Below are 14,788 nucleotides of genomic sequence, written 5' to 3' on the forward strand. Positions count from 1 at the left end.
CGTGTCCATACGCCGAGAGCGCCCCCGGGACCAGCGCTTCGCGCTAGCTCATCGACGGCTCTGCGGCGCCCAGGCGCATCCACCGTCGTCGCACGGCGCGTCGAGGTGCTCCCCTCGCGCCCTGGCGCTGACCATCTGGATCAACCCCAGCGTCCAGCACATCGGGCATCCGCCCACCGCCACGAGCGCGACCGGCAACAGCGCCATCGCCAGCCAGAGGGACGCGCGCGCGACGAGCACCGAGGCCACGAGGGCCGCGAGGCAGATCGCCCCGCGCGCGAGGTGCTCAACAAGGCTCCTGCTCACGAACATGGCATGTTTCTCCTCTCCTCCCCTCCCCGCACACATGACGCGGAAGGCGCGCCCTCCTGCCGGAGGATCTCCCGCCGCACGAGCTGCCGCGCCCGGTGCAGGCGGCTCTTCATGGCCGCCTCGCCGAGCCCGAGCATCTGGCACACCTCCTCGCCCGTCAGACCCTCGACGTCGCGCAGCACGAGCACCTCCCGATAGGGCCGCTCCAGCACGGCGATCGCCTCATGCACGGCGCGGACCAGCCGCCAGCGCTCGAACGCTGCCTGAGGATCGAGATCGCCCGATGGCACCACATCGATGTCGTCCACCCGCTCCCCCAGCCGCGAGCGCTCCCGCGCGAAGGGGCGCAGCATGCGCAGGCACGCGTTCCGGACCACCGTCATCAGCCAGGAGAGGACGCCCGGATCGCGCGCCACATCCGGGCGGCGCGCGAGCTTCGTGAAGGCCTCCTGGACCGCGTCGTCGGCGTCGAAGGCGTCGCGGCACGCGCGCAGCCCGAAGCGGTACACGCGGTCGTGGTACGCGCGGACGAGCAGCTCCAGCGCGCCGTCATCGCCGCGCGCCGCCGCCGTGAAGACCGGCTCGTGTGAACTCGACGCTTCCATTCAGCGCCTCAACTTCGCTGGAGCGGGCATGTGGACCTGCCCATCAGAGCGTACCCGAAACACGTGCCCGAGAGCGCCGTGAATATCATGTACACGCCCGCCAGACCGAACACGGCGAGGCGCGTCACGAGCGTCAGCGGCGCCGCCCAAGCGCACGCCACCAGCGCGAGCGCCCCCAGACCACGCAGCAACCGATCCATGTTCCCCACATTGCGTTTCATGAGCTCCTCCATCCTTCGTCCGGAGAAGCCCCGATGCGGGGTGGAGGATTCACGAAATCGTTGCGCCGGTGGCGCAGAAAGCGGCCAAGCGACGCCTGCGTGACGCATCCACGCCTACGCGATGCGTCCACGCCTACGCGACGCATCCAGGCGGGTGCTAGCATCGCGCATGGCCGATGACCTGAGCCGGGACGTGCAGCTCCTCGACCGCGATCTCGTCGCCGTGCGGCGCGATCTGCACCGGCACCCCGAGCTCGGCTACACCGAGGTGCGCACGTCGCAGCTCGTCGCGGAGCGCCTGCGCAAGCTCGGCCTGTCGGTGCGCACGGGTGTGGCCGGGACGGGCGTCATCGCCGACCTCGAGGGCGAGCGCCCCGGCGGCACGCTGCTGCTCCGCGCCGACATGGATGCGCTCCCGGTCGAGGAGCAGTCCGGCCACGATTTCCCGTCCGAGACGCGGGGCGTGATGCACGCGTGCGGCCACGACGCCCACGTGAGCGCGCTGCTCGGCGCGGCCACGCTGCTCTCGGCGCGCCGGGACCGCATCGCCGGCAGGGTGCGCTTCCTCTTCCAGCCGGCCGAGGAGCTCGCGGGCGGCGCGCTCCAGATGATCGAGGCGGGGGCGCTCGACGGCGTCGATCAGGCGCTCGGCGCGCACGTGATCTCGCCCTTCCCGTTCGGCATCGTGGCGACGCGGCTCGGGCCGTTCTTCGCGGGGATCGACACGTTCGAGATCGCCGTCGTCGGGAAGGCGGGCCACGGCGGGCTGCCGCACATGTCGGTCGATCCGATCTACACCGCGGCACAGGTCGTCACCGCGCTCCAGTCGATCGTCGCGCGCGAGACGAAGCCGGGCGAGCCGCTCGTCGTGAGCATCTCGGCCATCTCCGGCGGGAACGCGTCCAACGTCGTCGTGGAGCGCGTGACGCTCCAGGGCACCGTGCGCTGGTTCTCGCAGCCGAACCGCGAGCACGCGCTCGAGCGCATCCAGGGGATCGCCTCCGGCGTGTGCTCGGCGCTCCGCGCCTCGTGCGAGTTCCGGGTGCTGTCGAGCTCGCCGGTCACGGCCAACGCCGCCGCGCCCGTGGATCTGGTGACGGCCGCCGCGCGGGCGACGGAGCGCGCCGAGGTCATGGACCCCGGCCCGCTCACGGTCAGCGAGGATTTCTCCGAGTTCACGAGCCGCGTCCCGGGCTGCCTCTTCACGGTGGGCGCGGGCGGGCCGAGCGCGGCGCCGCACCATCACCACGCGTTCGATCTCGACGAGCGCGCCATCGGGCTCATCGCGGAGATCTTCACGCGCGCCACGCTCGCCGCGCTCAAGCCGGAGTGACGCGGCCGGCGGCCACGCCCTGTGGCGTTCTGGCGATCGCCGGCGCCGGTCACCAGCCGGAGTCGTCGTCGTCGCCCAGCGCGCCCCCGATCAGGCCGGCGGCGCCGCCGACGACCGCGCCGCCGCCGCCGCCCAGGAGGCCTCCGACAAACGCGCCCTTGGCCGCGCCTCCGGCGACACCGCGCTCCGGCGAGGGCTCCCGCGCTCCTTCGTTCTCGGCGGCCGGGGCCGTCTCGTCCTTCTGCATCGTAGTTCGTGCCGGCGGGCGCTTCTTCTGCTTCTTCATGGCGACCTCGTTGGCAACGCTTGCAAGACCCGCTCCGGCCGCGGCCGCGGATGCGTGGAGCGGCGAGGCTCAGCCCGGTCGGTTTCGCATGAAGTCCGCCACCTCGGCGAAGCGCTGGTCGAGAAAGGCGCGGAGCGGCTCGGGTACGGCGAGCTCGGCCATGGCCGCCCGCATGCAGCGCATCCAGGCATCGCGCATCGCCACATCGACCGGGACGCGCGCGTGGCGCATCCGCAGCCGCGGATGGCCGTGCGCCGCGATGTAGTCCTGCGGCCCGCCCAGCCAGCCGATCAGGAAGAGCGCGAATCGGTCGCGGCTCTCGCGGGCGACCTGGCCGCCCTCGTCGCAGACGTGGAGTCGCGCGAGCGCCGGCTCATCGCGGCCCATGAGATCGTAGAAGCGCTCGACGAGCCGGCGCACCGCCGGCTCGCCGCCCAGCAGATCGAAAGGGGTCTCGGACGGCTCGGCCATGGGCGATGCCCTCTACCGGATTTGCGCCGGCGCTGCACGCCGCTGGGCTCACGCCGCCGCGGAGCTGCCGCAGGCCGCGCCGAACCACGTGGTGAGCGCGCGGCGCAGCCGGCGATGGGCAGAGGCCTCGGGCTCGCCTGCCGCGGCCGCCCAGGCCACGTAGCCGTCGGGGCGAATCAGCAGCGCCTCCGCGGGGCGCGGCAGCGCGGTGCAGCGCGCGCTCACGACGTCCACGCGACCGCCCCAGGGCGCAGCCACGCCGCCGAGCGCGGCGCCGCCGGTCAGGTCGAGCAGCACGCCCCTGGCCCCGTGCATCAGCTGCGCGACCCGCGTCTCCCCCTCCTGCGTGATCAGCGGGACGTCCGGCGCCCATCGCCCCAGCAGCGGATGCTGCTCCCCGGGCTCGGTCGGCATCTCGTAACGGACGTCGGCCGCGTCCAGCATCTCGACGACATACCGCAGGCTCTCCTCGTGCTTGAGCAGCTCGCCGAGCAGCTCCCGCAGCGCGGCGACGCGCTCGTCCCGCATCATCAGCGCGCCCTGCGCCCGCGTGTGCATGAGCACGCGCTTGCCCTCGGGGTGCCGCTCCACATGGTAGGAGTCGAGGAGCCCCGGCGGCGCCCAGCCGTGGACCTCCGCGGCCAGCTTCCAGCCGAGGTTGACCGCGTCCTGCAATCCGGTGGTGAGGCCCGGCCCGCCGGCGGGGAGATGGATGTGCGCCGCGTCGCCCACGAGCAGCACGCGGCCCGCGCGGTACGCATCCGCCTGGCGGCTGGCGTCGGTGAACCGAGACAACCACCGCACCTCGCGGACGGGCAGGTCCTCGCCGAGCGCCGCGCGAACGCTGGCCTGCAGCTCGTCGAGCGTCATCGGCGCGTCGCGATCGAAGTCCGGCGGATACGGCTCCGACGTGACCACGCGAAACACCCCCGCTCCCAGCGGAACCAGGGCGATCCCGCCGAGCCCGAAGCGAACGCGGCGCCCCCCGGAGAGCACGAGGTGCCCGTCCTCCACCGCGCCCTCGGCCAGCGTGACGTCGGCCAAGCGCAGGAGCCGAGAGGGCGGGAGGCCAGGGAAGCCGATCCCGGACAGCTTGCGCACATGGCTACGTCCGCCGTCGCACCCCACCACGAAGCGAGCGCGAAGCGGGTAGTCGCCGTCCGGACCTCGGACGGCGATCGTCGCGCCCTCGTCGTCCTGATCCAGCCCGATGAGCTCGTGACCTCGACGGATCTCCGTCGTCAGCTCGCGCGCCCGCTCCTCCAGCAGCGCCTCGATGCGCGCCTGGTGGATGCTCAGGAAGCGCCTGGAGACGCGCGCGTGGTCGCCGCCGACGGCCAGCGGGATCCCGCCGAAGTGCACGAAGCGCGTCATTTCTGTGACGCTCTGCTCAGCGCGGAAGCGCTCGAGCAGGCCCCTGTGGTCGAGGATCTCCACGGCGCGCCCGCCGAGGCCGAGCGCCTTGGAGAGCCCCGTGGCCTCGGGCAACCGCTCCAGCACGACGGGGCGCACGCCCGCGAGCCGCAGCTCGCAGGCCAGCATCAACCCGGTCGGACCGCCACCTACGATGACGACATCGACGTTCATACGCGCTCTCCTTGTTGAGCAACGATCGATTGACAACGATTGATCAGCGACGACCCGTGTGCGACCACGGATCGACGAGGCTCACGTCACGTGGCCTCTGAAGCGCCCGCGCGGCCAGCCCATCCAGGCGTGGTCACGCCGTCCAGCAAGAGGCTCACGGTCTGCTCGCCGAGGCGCGCCGCGAGCTCGGGGTCACACGAGAGGCGCACCCGGAGGTCCGAGAAGCGCGGACCGAAGATGCCGATCCCGGCCAGCGCGCCCATGACGGTGCAATAGAAGTGCTCGAAATCGCAGTCTCGCCGGAACACCCCGCCGGCTTGACCGCGCTCGTAGAGATCGCGCAGCTGCGACGGGAGCATCGCGAGCGTCGCCGGAGGCGCGGATTGCCAGCCGCTCATCGCCTCGTGCATCGCGAGCGGCATGCACAGCGGGCGCGAGAGGAGCAGGCGAAAGAACATCGTGAACGCGTGCCAGAGCCCCTCGCGCGGCTCGAGCGCCGCCGACGCCTCGAGCGCCGGCCGCCACCCCTGCATGAGGCCGGACCACTGGTCCTCGAGGACCGCGCGGTAGAGGCCCTCCTTGCTCCCGAAGTGATGGTAAATCATGCGCTCGTTGACCCCGGCGCGCCCCACGATGGCGTGCACGCGAGCCCCGTCAGGCCCGTGCCGCGCGAACTCCTCTGCGGCGGCGTCGAGCAGAGCCCGCCGCGTCTCTATTTTTGCGTCGCCGGACATCTGGTAAATGTTTATTTACTCATGAACGAGCGGCGGTCAAGGGCGCGATCCAGCGCGCGCGCACGGCCCGTGCGGCCAGCGTCGCCCTGACACGCGTGCCACGCCTCCTCGCCGAGCGGCGGGCCATGCCCTTCCGTCGGCCGGTGGAAGAACCATGGCTGCCGGAGAGCCAGGCTGGTCGTCTGCAGCGCTGGCCCGCCTGTTGCTTCAGCCGCGGCGACCGGCGTGCCGATGGCACAGAGAGAGGACAGGCCATGATTGGAGCGCTCTATTCGATGGTTCGACGTAAGACGTGGGCACGAAGCACCGCAGCGCTCCTGGCCGCGCTGCCCGTGATCGCAGCCCCCGCTGGCTGCAGCGACAGCGACTGCCAAGACGGCTGCGAGGACGCCTTCGTCCTCACGGTCAAGACGAAGGACAATACCCTGCCGACAGGAGAATACACACTCGATGTCTCGCTCGACGGCGACGAGATCCACTGCGCCTACAGCTGGACAGGAGAGCCGGATACTAGCGATGGTTACTCGTACGTCGACTGCAACTGGAGGGTTTTGATCGTCGTCCATCCGACGATAGAATGCACGGAGACGATGGAGGGGAGCTCCGCGGGCTACACCTGTAACCAGGTCCCGGGGCTGTTCACGCGAGTGGTCACGATCAAAGGCACGCCGCGGCACGTCGACGTGACGGAGCGACGGGATGGCGTCCTCGTCGGAGAGCGGAGCTTCACACCCCAGTACGAGACCCATGATGATCCGTGCGGCGGGTCGTGTACCGGCGACGGACAGGAATGGTTGCTCGAGTAGCGGCGTCGCCCTCGGGAAACGCGAACCACGTCAGGAAGTCGAACGGGTCGCCGAGATCCCGGCTGTGGAGCTGAGGACGAGATAGGAGTCGCCGAACTCGTGACAGAGATACCCTGCTCGCTCCGCATGGGCGTTCGCGCGGTGGAGCAGCGGGGCCGGCGCGAACGCCTCCAGGAGCCGGAAGTGGCTCTCGGTCGGGTCGTGCACGCCGGTCAGGAGCCCGTCGACGACCCTCGGCCGGAAGCCGTGGTGAAGGATCAGATCGGTGAACCCCGGCCCGGCGCGGAGCTCACCCCCGTGCTGGGCGGCGCAGCCCTCGAGGGCGCGCGTCACCGTCGTGCCCACCGCGACGACCCGGCGCCCGCTCGCCTTGGCCTCGCGCACCGCCGCCACCGTCTCTTCCGGGATGTCGAAGCGCTCCGGCAACGGGAGCAGCGCGTCGAGCGCCGGCTCGCCGGTCGACGAGATCCCCGCGGCGTGCGTGAGCGAGGCGATCCGCACGCCGCGGCGGATCAGCTCGAGCAGCAGCCCCCAGACGAGGGGCCGCCCGGCCGACGGGAGCTCGGCGCAGAGAGGCCGGCTCGCATAACGCGTCTGCGCGTGCCAGATCTCGAGCGGGCCCGCGACGTACGCATACTGGATCGGGCGCCCCCTCCGGTAGAGCGCCGACCAGAGCGCGGCGCCCCGCTCGCGAAAGGCGATCTCCACGAGGCGCGCCGCGGTCCTTCGCTCGATCACGGCCGACAGATCGTCTCCGAACGTCACCGCGTCGCCCGGGCCGAGGTCGGGCGGCGCCGGGCGATCCTCGGTGCGCGTGTGCCAGTCGCCGGCGCCGAACAGGAGGGCCGAGTAGCGCCCCTCGGACAGCTCGCCGATGAGCCGGACTTCCACGGCCTCGCCGCGCTCGGTCGCGCCGTGGAGCGAGGCCGGCAGCGTGGCGCCGTCGTTGACGACCAGGAGATCGCCCAGCTCGAGGAGCTCAGGCAGATCCGCGATGCGCGCGTCGCGCAGGCGCCCCGCTCGCGGGTCCACGTGGAGGAGCCGCTCATCGAGCGGGTTGTCGCGGGGCCATGTGGCGGGGCTCATGGCGCCTCCGGGAGGCGCGCGGCCTCGAGGCGCGCGCCGCTCGGCACCGCGCCGGCGCGGCCGACGAGCGCGACGATGCGCCTCGCCACGTCGGCGGGATCGGCCAGCGTGCTCGGGTCGGCGTCAGGGATGGCCTTCGCGTGCATCCGCGTGTTCATCTCGCCCGGATCCACCGCGTAGAACGCGACGCCCGTCCCCTCGAGCTCGGCGGCCCAGGTGCGCGAGAGCTGATCGAGCGCCGCCTTCGAGACGCCGTAAGCGCCCCACCGCGGATACGCGTTCACCGCCGCGTCCGAGCTGATGTGGACGACGACCCCGCGTCGCCGCAGCGCCATCGCGCCGGCGATCACCTTCGTCAGGCGGAACGGGCCGACCACGTTGACCTCGAGCACGCGCCCGAGATCCTCGCACTCCGTGTCGAGCAGGATCGGCAGCGGCGTCTTGCCGAGCGTGCTCGCGTTGTGGATGAGCAGATCGATCGGCCCGACCAGCGCCGCCGCCGCGCCGGCGATCGCGTGCGTCTGGGCCTTGTCCCCGATGTCCGCCGCGAGCGCGTGCGCCACCCCGCCCTTCGCGGCGATCTCGGCCGCGACGGCCTCGAGCGGCGCGCGCTCGCGCGCCACGAGGACCACCTTCGCGCCCTCTCGGGCGAGCTCCCGGGCGAGCGCGGCGCCGAGCCCGCGGCTCGCCCCGGTGACCAGCGCCGCCCGCGGCGCGAACCGCTCGCCCCGCGCGGCGCGGGGGAGCGACGGATGGGAGCTCGCCTCGGCCTGGATCAGCGCATCGCTTCCGGTCGATTCGTCGTTCATTGTGCTTTCCTCCTCGACCCAGCCTAATCCGCGCCGGTTCTCCTGTTGGAACGTGCTCCAATTCCTTGGAAGAGTGCTAATCTCCGGGCATGGACCAGGACGCGGAGCTCTCGGGGCGGCTCGCGAAGAACATCAAGCAGCTGCGCGAGGCGCGCGGCCTGACGCAGCAGCAGCTGGCCAAGCTCGCCGGCGTGCCTCGAGCGACCTGGGCGCACCTCGAGTCCGGCGCGGCGAACCCGACGCTCGGCGTGCTGCACCGGGCCGCCGCCGCGCTCCAGGTCTCGATCGAGGAGATGCTCTCGGCGCCCCGCGCCACGTGCCAGCTCTACGCGCGCGACGCGCTCCCCACGCGATCTCCCGGGCAGGCGCTCGTCCGCAAGCTCCTGCCGGACCCGATCCCGGGCATGGAGATGGATCGCATCGAGCTCCCCCCGGGCGGGCGGATGACGGGCGTCCCGCACACCCCGGGAACCCGCGAGTACCTGACGTGCGAGTCGGGGGAGCTGAAGCTCGTGGTCAGCGGCGAGCGGTTCACGCTCGGCGCGGGCGACGTCGCCGTGTTCCGCGGCGATCAGCGCCACTCGTACCACAACGCCGGCAAGCAGCCGGCGGTCGGCTACTCGGTGGTGGTCCTCGCGCGCGTGCTCTGAAACCGGCAGCGGCGCGCGTCACACGGCGCCGCGGCGCCTACCGCTCGCCGGGCGCCATCCACTTGGGCTCGACGCGCGGGTACCACGCGGCGAGCAGCTCCAGGAGGGCCGCCGCGTCGTCGGCCACCTGCAGCACGGCGCGGTGTGCCGGCTTCATGAACTGCTCGGCCACGACGTGATCCAGAAAGGCGATCAGCGGGCGGTAATACCCTGCCACGTCGAGCAGCCCGACCGGCTTCTCCTGAGAGCCGAGCTGCGTCCATGTCCACACCTCGAACAGCTCTTCGAGCGTCCCGACGCCCCCGGGCAGCGCGATGAAGGCGTCCGCGAGGGCGGCCATCTCCGCCTTGCGCTGGTGCATCGTCTCGACCACGCGGAGCTCGGTCAGCCCGCGGTGCTCGATCTCTCGCTGGTTGAGGAAGTGCGGTATGATGCCTATCACCTCGCCGCCGCGCGCGAGCGCCGCGTCGGCGACCGCGCCCATGAGCCCGACGCGGCCACCCCCGTACACGAGCCCGATCCCGCGCGCCGCGAGGAGCTCGCCGAGCCGCACGGCCGCCTCGCGGTAAGCCGGCGACGCGCCGGGGTTCGACCCGCAGTAAACGCAGATCCTGGAGAGCGTCCTCATGGGCCCGAGCCTACGCCAGCGGGCGAGCTCGTCCAGCGGGGATCGGTGGGAGGGCGCGCCGCGGGAGGTAGCGTACCCCCGGGCGGCGCGGCCTGGCGCGCGACGGCCTGGCACCCCCGCGCGCGGCGGCGGTGCCCTGGCCCGCGGTCACTCCTTGTCGAGCTTGCCGACGAGGCTCAGCGTGAAGAAGGCGCCCATGTACTTGAAGTGCGGGCGCACCTGCATGTCGACCTTGTACCAGCCGGCGTTCCCCGGCACCTCGGTCACGATGATCCTCGCCTTGCGGAGCGGCCTGCGCCCGCGGGTCGCCGCGGAGACGACGTCCTGATCGGCGACGTACTGGCCGATCCAGTCGTTGAGCTCCTTCTCGAGATCGGCGCGCTCCTTCCACGTACCGATCTGCTCGCGCTGCAGCACCTTCAGGTAGTGCGCGATGCGGCACATGATGAACATGTACGGCAGCTGCGTCCCGAGCCGATAGTTCATCTCGGCCGCCCTGCCCTCGTCGCTCTGCCCGAAGAACTTCGGCTTCTGGGTCGAGTTGGCCGAGAAGAAGCAGGCGTTGTCCGAGTCCTTGCGGAACGTGAGGCCGATGAAGCCCTCCTCGGAGAGCTCGAACTCGCGCCGCTCGGTGAGCATGATCTCGGTCGGCACCTTCGTCTGGATCTCGCCCATCGCCTCGTACTGGTGGAGCGGCAGGTTCTCCACCGAGCCGCCCGCCTGGGGGCCGATGATGTTCGGACACCAGCGGTACTTGGCGAAGCTGTCGGCGAGCCGGGTGGCGAAGGCGTACGTCGCGTTGCCCCAGCAGTACGCGTCGTGCTGGCCGACCACGTCCTCCTCGTAGTTGAACGCCTTCACCGGGACGGTGTTGGCGCCGAAGGGCAGGCGGAGCAGGAAGCGCGGCATCACGAGCCCGACGTAGCGCGCGTCCTCGGTCTCGCGGAACGCGTTCCACTTCGTGTACTGCGGCCCCTCGAAGAGCGACTTCAGATCCTTCAGGTTGGGCAGCCCCTGGAAGTCCTTCAGGCCGAAGAACTGCGGCCCGGCCGCCGCGATGAAGGGCGCGTGCGACATCGTCGCGACCGCGGCGCACTTCTGCAGGAGCGCGATGTCCTGAGGGCCCGGGCCGAACTCGTAGTTCGCGATGATCGCGCCGACCGGCTTGCCGCCGAACTGCCCGAACTCCGCCGAGTAGACGATCTTGTAGAGGCCGCTCTTCGGCACCTCGGGGGCGTCCTCGAAATCGGCGAGGAGGTCCTCCTTGGAGCAGTTGAGCATCTCGACCTTGACGTTCTCGCGGAAGTCACACCGGTCGATGACGAACTTGAGGCCGCGCCACGCGGACTCGAGCTTCTGGAAGGTCGGGTTGTGGAGGATCTCGTCGATCTGCCGCGACAGCTTGACGTCGATCTCCGCGATCAGCGCGTCGACAAACGCCTTGTCGACCTTCTCCCCCTCGCGCCGCGGGGCGACGAGCTCCGAGATGAAGGCCTGCACGCCCCGCTTGGCGATCTCGTACCCTTCGTCGCCGGGCGTCATCTTCGTCTCGGCGAGGATCTCGTCGAGCAGCGAACCCCCCTCGAGGGTCTGGACGCCCGCGCTCCCCGCGGCCTGTGTCTCCGTCGCCATCGCTTACTCCCCTTCCTTGTCGAGCCCGAGCTCGCTCACGATCTTGTTGCGCTGAGCCGGGTCGCTCAGGATCTGCTGAATCTTGCTGCGGAACGCCTTCTCGTTCCCGAGCGGGCCCTTGAGGGCCGTCAGCGCGGCGCGCAGGTCGAGCAGCTTCTTGAGCTCCGGCACCTGGTTCGCGATCGCCTCGGGCTCCATGTCGCTGAGCCGGCGGAACTTGAGGTTGACGGTGAGCTCGCTGTTCTCCTGCTCGGAGAGGACGTCCTTGACATTGAAGGTGAGCCCGAGCTTCTGCTCGCTCATGACCTTCTGGAAGTTGTCCTTGTCCACGTTGATGGGCTTGCGGTCCTCGAGGGGCCGCGGATCCGGCCGCTGCGTGTAGTCGCCGAGCATCAGGAGCTTCAGCGGCAGCTCGACGTCCTCCTTCGCGTTCCCGGTGGCCGGCTTGTAGGTGATGTTCACGCGCTCTTTCGGCGCGACCGATCCCTCTTTCGATCCGCTCATCGCAGGCTCCTTTCCCCGTCAGCAGCGGGCGGAGCGCCCGCAGGCCGAACGAGCATAGAACAAAACCGCCGCCCCTCGGGCAAGCTTCTCGGCGCGACGCGCATCCGCGCGCATCGCCCTCGTCGCCCTCGTCGCCCTCGTCGCCCAAGTCGGTTCCTCGGCATCCCGCTCACTCCCCCAGCGACAGCTTCAGGGCGAGCGCCGCGTCGAGCTGGCAGACGCGCTCGAAGGAGAGCGCCTCCTTCGCCTTGGCCTCGGGGGTGGCGTCGTACCCCTGGTTCAGGACGCGGTAGCACGTGTGGAGCGCGGCGTAGAGCTCCGCGCAGAGATCCGGCTGCCAGGTGGTGAGTCGGTGGTGGTCGACGAGCTGCTCCAGCGCCTCGAGCTGCGCCCGCGCCACGAGGAACTGGGACAGCTCGATGTTGATCTGCGCCATCGCGAGCCTCACGCGGAAGCGGTCCAGCGCCGACGGAGCGGCGGCCGCCGCCTTCTCGAGGAGCGCCATCGCGTCGACGGGCTGCTGGTTCGCGACGAGCCCGCGGGCCTCGGAGAGCGGCTTGTCGAGGTAGCTCCGCGGCCTCGCCGGGGCGGCGGCGCCGCTCGCACCCGAGCCGCCGAGCACGGCCGCGACCTCGGACGAGAGCCAGGTCTGCGTCTCGCCGTCCGCGAACGGCGTGCCGTCGCGGAACTTGAGGGTCGGCAGGAGCGGCGCGCGGAGCACCAGGGCGCCCACCTCGATGAGCAGCGCCCGCTTGGCCTCGGCGTAGTCGTCGCCGAGCTGATCGAGCGCGTTCGCCGCGTACCTGTGCGGATCGAGCCAGAGGGGATAGTTCTGCGCGTACTCGTCGGCGACTTGCAGCAGATCGGCGAACGCCCCCTGGCTCGTGAGCGCCGGGAGCGTCTGCATCACGTGCTCGGGTGGCGGCGGGATCGCCAAGGTGCCCGTCGGGGACTCCGCGCCCGGGTCGTCGAGGAGGTCGACCCAGAGCCCGACCCGGAGGATGCGGTAGGCCGACGCTCGCTTGGGATCCGCCGCCCGGAGCGCGTCGCCCGCGCGCGCCATCAGCGGGGCGCACCGGCCGAGCGCGGTGAGCGCCGACTCTTCGTCGACGATCGCCTCGAGGCTGAGCGCCGGATCGCCCGCAGCGACGACCACAGGCGCAGGCGGCGGCGGCTCAGCGGCGACCGGCGGCGCCGCTGGCTTCGGCGGCTCCACCCGCGGCGGGGGCGGTGGAGGAGGCGGCGGCGGCGGTGGAGGCGGCGGCGCCTCCGCAGGAAGGCTCGCGACGAGGCTGCGGATCGCGTTCCGGAGCGGGCCGATCCCTCCGTACGCGTCGCCGAGCTTGTCGGCGAGGTCGACGTCCACGGCGCGGCTCACCTGGTCGAGGGCGTTCACCACGTCGCGATCCGCGCCGGAGAGCGTGAGGCCGGTGAGCGTCCCTGCCGCGAGCTCTCCGAACCACGCGCACAGGTTGCCGCGCGCCTTGGGCCGCTTGATCGCGGGATACATGGTGTCCCAGAACGCGTTGTTCAGCTCTTGCACCAGCACGAGCCCGTCGAGCAGGCCAGGGAGCTTGTCGATCTGCGCCTTCGCCGCCGCGTAGTAGAGGGCGACGCGGAAATCCTTGGACTTCTCGCTCAGGATCTCGTCGGCGCCGCTCGCGATGCGCCCCCAGTCGACCTTGCCGCCCGCGAGCGACTGCAGCTTGTCGACCTCGTTCTTGAGGCTCTCGAACGCTCCGTCGTACGTGACGTCGGCGCCGACGCCGCCGTTGATGGGCGCGAACAGCGCCTCGATCCGCTCTTTGGATTGTTGGATGGCGTCTTCAGCGGCCATGGGGCGCGGAGGATATCAAGGCGTCCTGGGTGTGGAGGGCGAATCGGACGGCGTCGAGCGCGGTGAGCCCGGCGACGCAACGGAACGACGGAGCGCGCAGAGGAGCGGGGGCCTTCGGCTCGGGCATCGATTCAGCCGAGGGCTTCCAGGAAGCTGTCGAGCGACAGGTCGGTCCGGGCGACGAGCGCGTCGAGCTCCGGCCCGAGCGCGTGTCGGGAAACGTGCTCTTCTACCCGTGGGGGTCCGCAGAGGTCGGCGATGTGCTCGGCCTGGGTGGTGGGCGCGATCATCTCGCGGAACGAGCCCACGTGGGGGGTACCGAGGTGGAGGAGCAACGTGCGCTGTGGAGTCCAGAACGCGTTCATCAGCGTGCGTCCCCATTTCGACAGGCGGCGGGTCATGTCCATCCACACGGCGGCGGCGTAGGCGTCTCCTGCGCCGAGCGGCAGCCTGAGGGCGAGCCCTGTCCTGGGGAGCTCCTGGCCGCGGAACGGGATCACCGAGTCGAGGATGTTCTGCAGCACCCAGAAGCGGCTCGCGTCGGTGCCGAAGCCGGCGTCCCAGAGCGCCTTCATCGGCTGGTTCTTCAGCCATGCGCGGTAGGCGGCGTGCGCCGCGTCGGGGTCGTCGAGCGACGGCGGCGCGATCTGGGAGACGCGGTGGAGGAAGGCGTCGACCGGCAGGGTCCTGCCGTTCGTCGCGGCGTCGTGCGCCGCGGCGAGGAGGGGGAACAGGGTGATCGGGAGCGACGGCCCTGCCGAGACGAGCTGGTCGTAATCGTACGAGCCGAACACGACCATCGGGTAGAGCCGCCCGGCGTTATCGCCGCTGGCGGCCCAGGCGCCCACGAGCCCTCTGGCGGGCGGCTCGTCGCCTTTCGGTTCGCCGTGGAAGACGAAGAGGCCCAGCGCGTTCTGGTAGTGCGCGTCGAAATGGGGCCCCATGGCGCGCCGGGCGAAATCGATCGACGCGCCCAGCCAGCGGTCGAAGGCGGCGAGCTCTTCTCCGCCCGCGTTCAGCCGGATGAAATCGCCCGTGGCGGGGAGCTTGCCGAAGCAGCCGATCTGCGGCGGAGCGGCAGGCCCCTTCTTGCGGCGCCAGAACATGACTGCTGGGAGTGAACCACGAACCGCTCACCGAGCGCTACCACCTTCCCGGTTGCCACGGGAACGTGCGAGCCCCCCTGAACGACATCACCGAGAGCCTCCGCGCCCCCTCTCCCCCTTCCCTCCTGTTCACAAAGAGCCAGCGGGGGAGGGGGGGCCGGCGGGGTAGGGCCCCGCGAAC

The 14,788-nt window shown here is 71.2% G+C and carries 17 protein-coding genes; 3 read left to right on the plus strand and 14 right to left on the minus strand.

All coding sequences use genetic code 11. The features are described from left to right. Nucleotides 1-48: 48 nt before the first annotated feature. Genes WME90_RS25950 through WME90_RS25960 form a run of 3 tightly spaced genes read right to left on the minus strand, consistent with a single transcriptional unit; the run spans nt 49 to nt 1,138 of the window. Nucleotides 49-312 carry a hypothetical protein gene (locus tag WME90_RS25950; protein ID WP_437274680.1) on the minus strand — a complete coding sequence of 88 codons (264 nt, stop codon included), beginning with the start codon at nt 310-312 and terminating at the stop codon, nt 49-51. Continuing rightward, entirely contained in the window at nt 303-917 is a 615-nt protein-coding gene (locus WME90_RS25955) for an RNA polymerase sigma factor (protein ID WP_437274681.1), read from the minus strand. Before WME90_RS25955 ends, WME90_RS25950 begins: the two co-directional genes overlap by 10 nt. A gap of 8 nt (nt 918-925) precedes the next feature. Then, nucleotides 926-1,138: a YgaP family membrane protein gene (locus WME90_RS25960; RefSeq protein ID WP_437274682.1), complete on the minus strand. Its 213-nt coding sequence runs from the start codon at nt 1,136-1,138 to the stop codon at nt 926-928. A gap of 169 nt (nt 1,139-1,307) precedes the next feature. Here WME90_RS25960 and WME90_RS25965 point away from each other — a divergent pair, with 169 nt between their 5' ends. Next, nucleotides 1,308-2,471, plus strand: coding sequence for a M20 metallopeptidase family protein (locus WME90_RS25965; RefSeq protein WP_437274683.1), 1,164 nt, complete (start codon nt 1,308-1,310; stop codon nt 2,469-2,471). A gap of 49 nt (nt 2,472-2,520) precedes the next feature. On the opposite strand, the gene WME90_RS25970 is transcribed toward WME90_RS25965, so the two are convergent. The 4 genes from WME90_RS25970 to WME90_RS25985 all read right to left on the minus strand — a co-directional run bounded on the left by WME90_RS25970 (nt 2,521) and on the right by WME90_RS25985 (nt 5,549). Beyond that, entirely contained in the window at nt 2,521-2,757 is a 237-nt protein-coding gene (locus tag WME90_RS25970; RefSeq protein WP_437274684.1) for a hypothetical protein, read from the minus strand. A 69-nt stretch (nt 2,758-2,826) separates the two neighbouring features. After that, nucleotides 2,827-3,228 (minus strand): group II truncated hemoglobin, encoded by a 402-nt coding sequence (locus tag WME90_RS25975; RefSeq protein WP_437274685.1) that lies wholly within the window; start codon nt 3,226-3,228, stop codon nt 2,827-2,829. Nucleotides 3,229-3,276: 48 nt separating this feature from the next. Next, entirely contained in the window at nt 3,277-4,815 is a 1,539-nt protein-coding gene (locus WME90_RS25980) for an FAD-dependent monooxygenase (RefSeq protein ID WP_437274686.1), read from the minus strand. 86 nt (nt 4,816-4,901) lie between these two features. Further along, nucleotides 4,902-5,549, minus strand: coding sequence for a TetR/AcrR family transcriptional regulator (locus tag WME90_RS25985; RefSeq protein WP_437274687.1), 648 nt, complete (start codon nt 5,547-5,549; stop codon nt 4,902-4,904). Nucleotides 5,550-5,824: 275 nt separating this feature from the next. On the opposite strand from WME90_RS25985, the gene WME90_RS25990 reads away from it, so the two are divergent. Then, complete coding sequence (locus tag WME90_RS25990; protein ID WP_437274688.1) at nt 5,825-6,355, plus strand: hypothetical protein; 531 nt, start codon at nt 5,825-5,827, stop codon at nt 6,353-6,355. Between the two features lie 30 nt (nt 6,356-6,385). On the opposite strand, the gene WME90_RS25995 is transcribed toward WME90_RS25990, so the two are convergent. Together WME90_RS25995 and WME90_RS26000 are read right to left on the minus strand one after the other, a co-directional pair. Next, entirely contained in the window at nt 6,386-7,441 is a 1,056-nt protein-coding gene (locus WME90_RS25995) for an S-adenosylmethionine:tRNA ribosyltransferase-isomerase (protein WP_437274689.1), read from the minus strand. Beyond that, complete coding sequence (locus WME90_RS26000; protein WP_437274690.1) at nt 7,438-8,250, minus strand: SDR family NAD(P)-dependent oxidoreductase; 813 nt, start codon at nt 8,248-8,250, stop codon at nt 7,438-7,440. Before WME90_RS26000 ends, WME90_RS25995 begins: the two co-directional genes overlap by 4 nt. Nucleotides 8,251-8,339: 89 nt before the next feature. Between WME90_RS26000 and WME90_RS26005 the strand changes: the two genes are divergently transcribed. Next, on the plus strand, nt 8,340-8,900 hold the full coding sequence (locus WME90_RS26005) for a helix-turn-helix domain-containing protein (RefSeq protein WP_437274691.1): 561 nt from the start codon (nt 8,340-8,342) through the stop codon (nt 8,898-8,900). 37 nt (nt 8,901-8,937) lie between these two features. Here WME90_RS26005 and WME90_RS26010 read toward each other — a convergent pair whose 3' ends face one another. The 5 genes from WME90_RS26010 to tagF all read right to left on the minus strand — a co-directional run bounded on the left by WME90_RS26010 (nt 8,938) and on the right by tagF (nt 14,607). After that, nucleotides 8,938-9,528, minus strand: a complete 591-nt coding sequence (locus WME90_RS26010; protein WP_437274692.1) for a TIGR00730 family Rossman fold protein — start codon at nt 9,526-9,528, stop codon at nt 8,938-8,940. 147 nt (nt 9,529-9,675) lie between these two features. Continuing rightward, on the minus strand, nt 9,676-11,160 hold the full coding sequence (tssC, locus tag WME90_RS26015) for a type VI secretion system contractile sheath large subunit (protein WP_437274693.1): 1,485 nt from the start codon (nt 11,158-11,160) through the stop codon (nt 9,676-9,678). Nucleotides 11,161-11,163: 3 nt separating this feature from the next. Then, a complete protein-coding gene (tssB, locus tag WME90_RS26020; RefSeq protein WP_437274694.1) occupies nt 11,164-11,664 on the minus strand; it encodes a type VI secretion system contractile sheath small subunit in 501 nt (166 codons plus the stop codon). Nucleotides 11,665-11,833: 169 nt separating this feature from the next. Next, complete coding sequence (gene tssA / locus WME90_RS26025) at nt 11,834-13,501, minus strand: type VI secretion system protein TssA (protein WP_437274695.1); 1,668 nt, start codon at nt 13,499-13,501, stop codon at nt 11,834-11,836. A gap of 131 nt (nt 13,502-13,632) precedes the next feature. Continuing rightward, nucleotides 13,633-14,607 carry a type VI secretion system-associated protein TagF gene (tagF, locus tag WME90_RS26030; RefSeq protein ID WP_437274696.1) on the minus strand — a complete coding sequence of 325 codons (975 nt, stop codon included), beginning with the start codon at nt 14,605-14,607 and terminating at the stop codon, nt 13,633-13,635. Nucleotides 14,608-14,788: the final 181 nt, after the last annotated feature.

The organism is Sorangium sp. So ce375, from assembly GCF_051473855.1.
In the GTDB taxonomy this organism is placed as follows: domain Bacteria; phylum Myxococcota_A; class Polyangia; order Polyangiales; family Polyangiaceae; genus Sorangium.

Excerpts from the sequence above, each read along its gene's own strand:
- WME90_RS25950 (WP_437274680.1), bottom strand. The coding sequence starts at position 312 with ATGTTCGTGAGCAGGAGCCTTGTTGAGCACCTCGCGCGCGGGGCGATC.
- WME90_RS25955 (WP_437274681.1), bottom strand. The coding sequence starts at position 917 with ATGGAAGCGTCGAGTTCACACGAGCCGGTCTTCACGGCGGCGGCGCGC.
- WME90_RS25960 (WP_437274682.1), bottom strand. The coding sequence starts at position 1,138 with ATGAAACGCAATGTGGGGAACATGGATCGGTTGCTGCGTGGTCTGGGG.
- WME90_RS25965 (WP_437274683.1), top strand. The coding sequence starts at position 1,308 with ATGGCCGATGACCTGAGCCGGGACGTGCAGCTCCTCGACCGCGATCTC.
- WME90_RS25970 (WP_437274684.1), bottom strand. The coding sequence starts at position 2,757 with ATGAAGAAGCAGAAGAAGCGCCCGCCGGCACGAACTACGATGCAGAAG.
- WME90_RS25975 (WP_437274685.1), bottom strand. The coding sequence starts at position 3,228 with ATGGCCGAGCCGTCCGAGACCCCTTTCGATCTGCTGGGCGGCGAGCCG.
- WME90_RS25980 (WP_437274686.1), bottom strand. The coding sequence starts at position 4,815 with ATGAACGTCGATGTCGTCATCGTAGGTGGCGGTCCGACCGGGTTGATG.
- WME90_RS25985 (WP_437274687.1), bottom strand. The coding sequence starts at position 5,549 with ATGTCCGGCGACGCAAAAATAGAGACGCGGCGGGCTCTGCTCGACGCC.
- WME90_RS25990 (WP_437274688.1), top strand. The coding sequence starts at position 5,825 with ATGGTTCGACGTAAGACGTGGGCACGAAGCACCGCAGCGCTCCTGGCC.
- WME90_RS25995 (WP_437274689.1), bottom strand. The coding sequence starts at position 7,441 with ATGAGCCCCGCCACATGGCCCCGCGACAACCCGCTCGATGAGCGGCTC.
- WME90_RS26000 (WP_437274690.1), bottom strand. The coding sequence starts at position 8,250 with ATGAACGACGAATCGACCGGAAGCGATGCGCTGATCCAGGCCGAGGCG.
- WME90_RS26005 (WP_437274691.1), top strand. The coding sequence starts at position 8,340 with ATGGACCAGGACGCGGAGCTCTCGGGGCGGCTCGCGAAGAACATCAAG.
- WME90_RS26010 (WP_437274692.1), bottom strand. The coding sequence starts at position 9,528 with ATGAGGACGCTCTCCAGGATCTGCGTTTACTGCGGGTCGAACCCCGGC.
- tssC (WP_437274693.1), bottom strand. The coding sequence starts at position 11,160 with ATGGCGACGGAGACACAGGCCGCGGGGAGCGCGGGCGTCCAGACCCTC.
- tssB (WP_437274694.1), bottom strand. The coding sequence starts at position 11,664 with ATGAGCGGATCGAAAGAGGGATCGGTCGCGCCGAAAGAGCGCGTGAAC.
- tssA (WP_437274695.1), bottom strand. The coding sequence starts at position 13,501 with ATGGCCGCTGAAGACGCCATCCAACAATCCAAAGAGCGGATCGAGGCG.
- tagF (WP_437274696.1), bottom strand. The coding sequence starts at position 14,607 with ATGTTCTGGCGCCGCAAGAAGGGGCCTGCCGCTCCGCCGCAGATCGGC.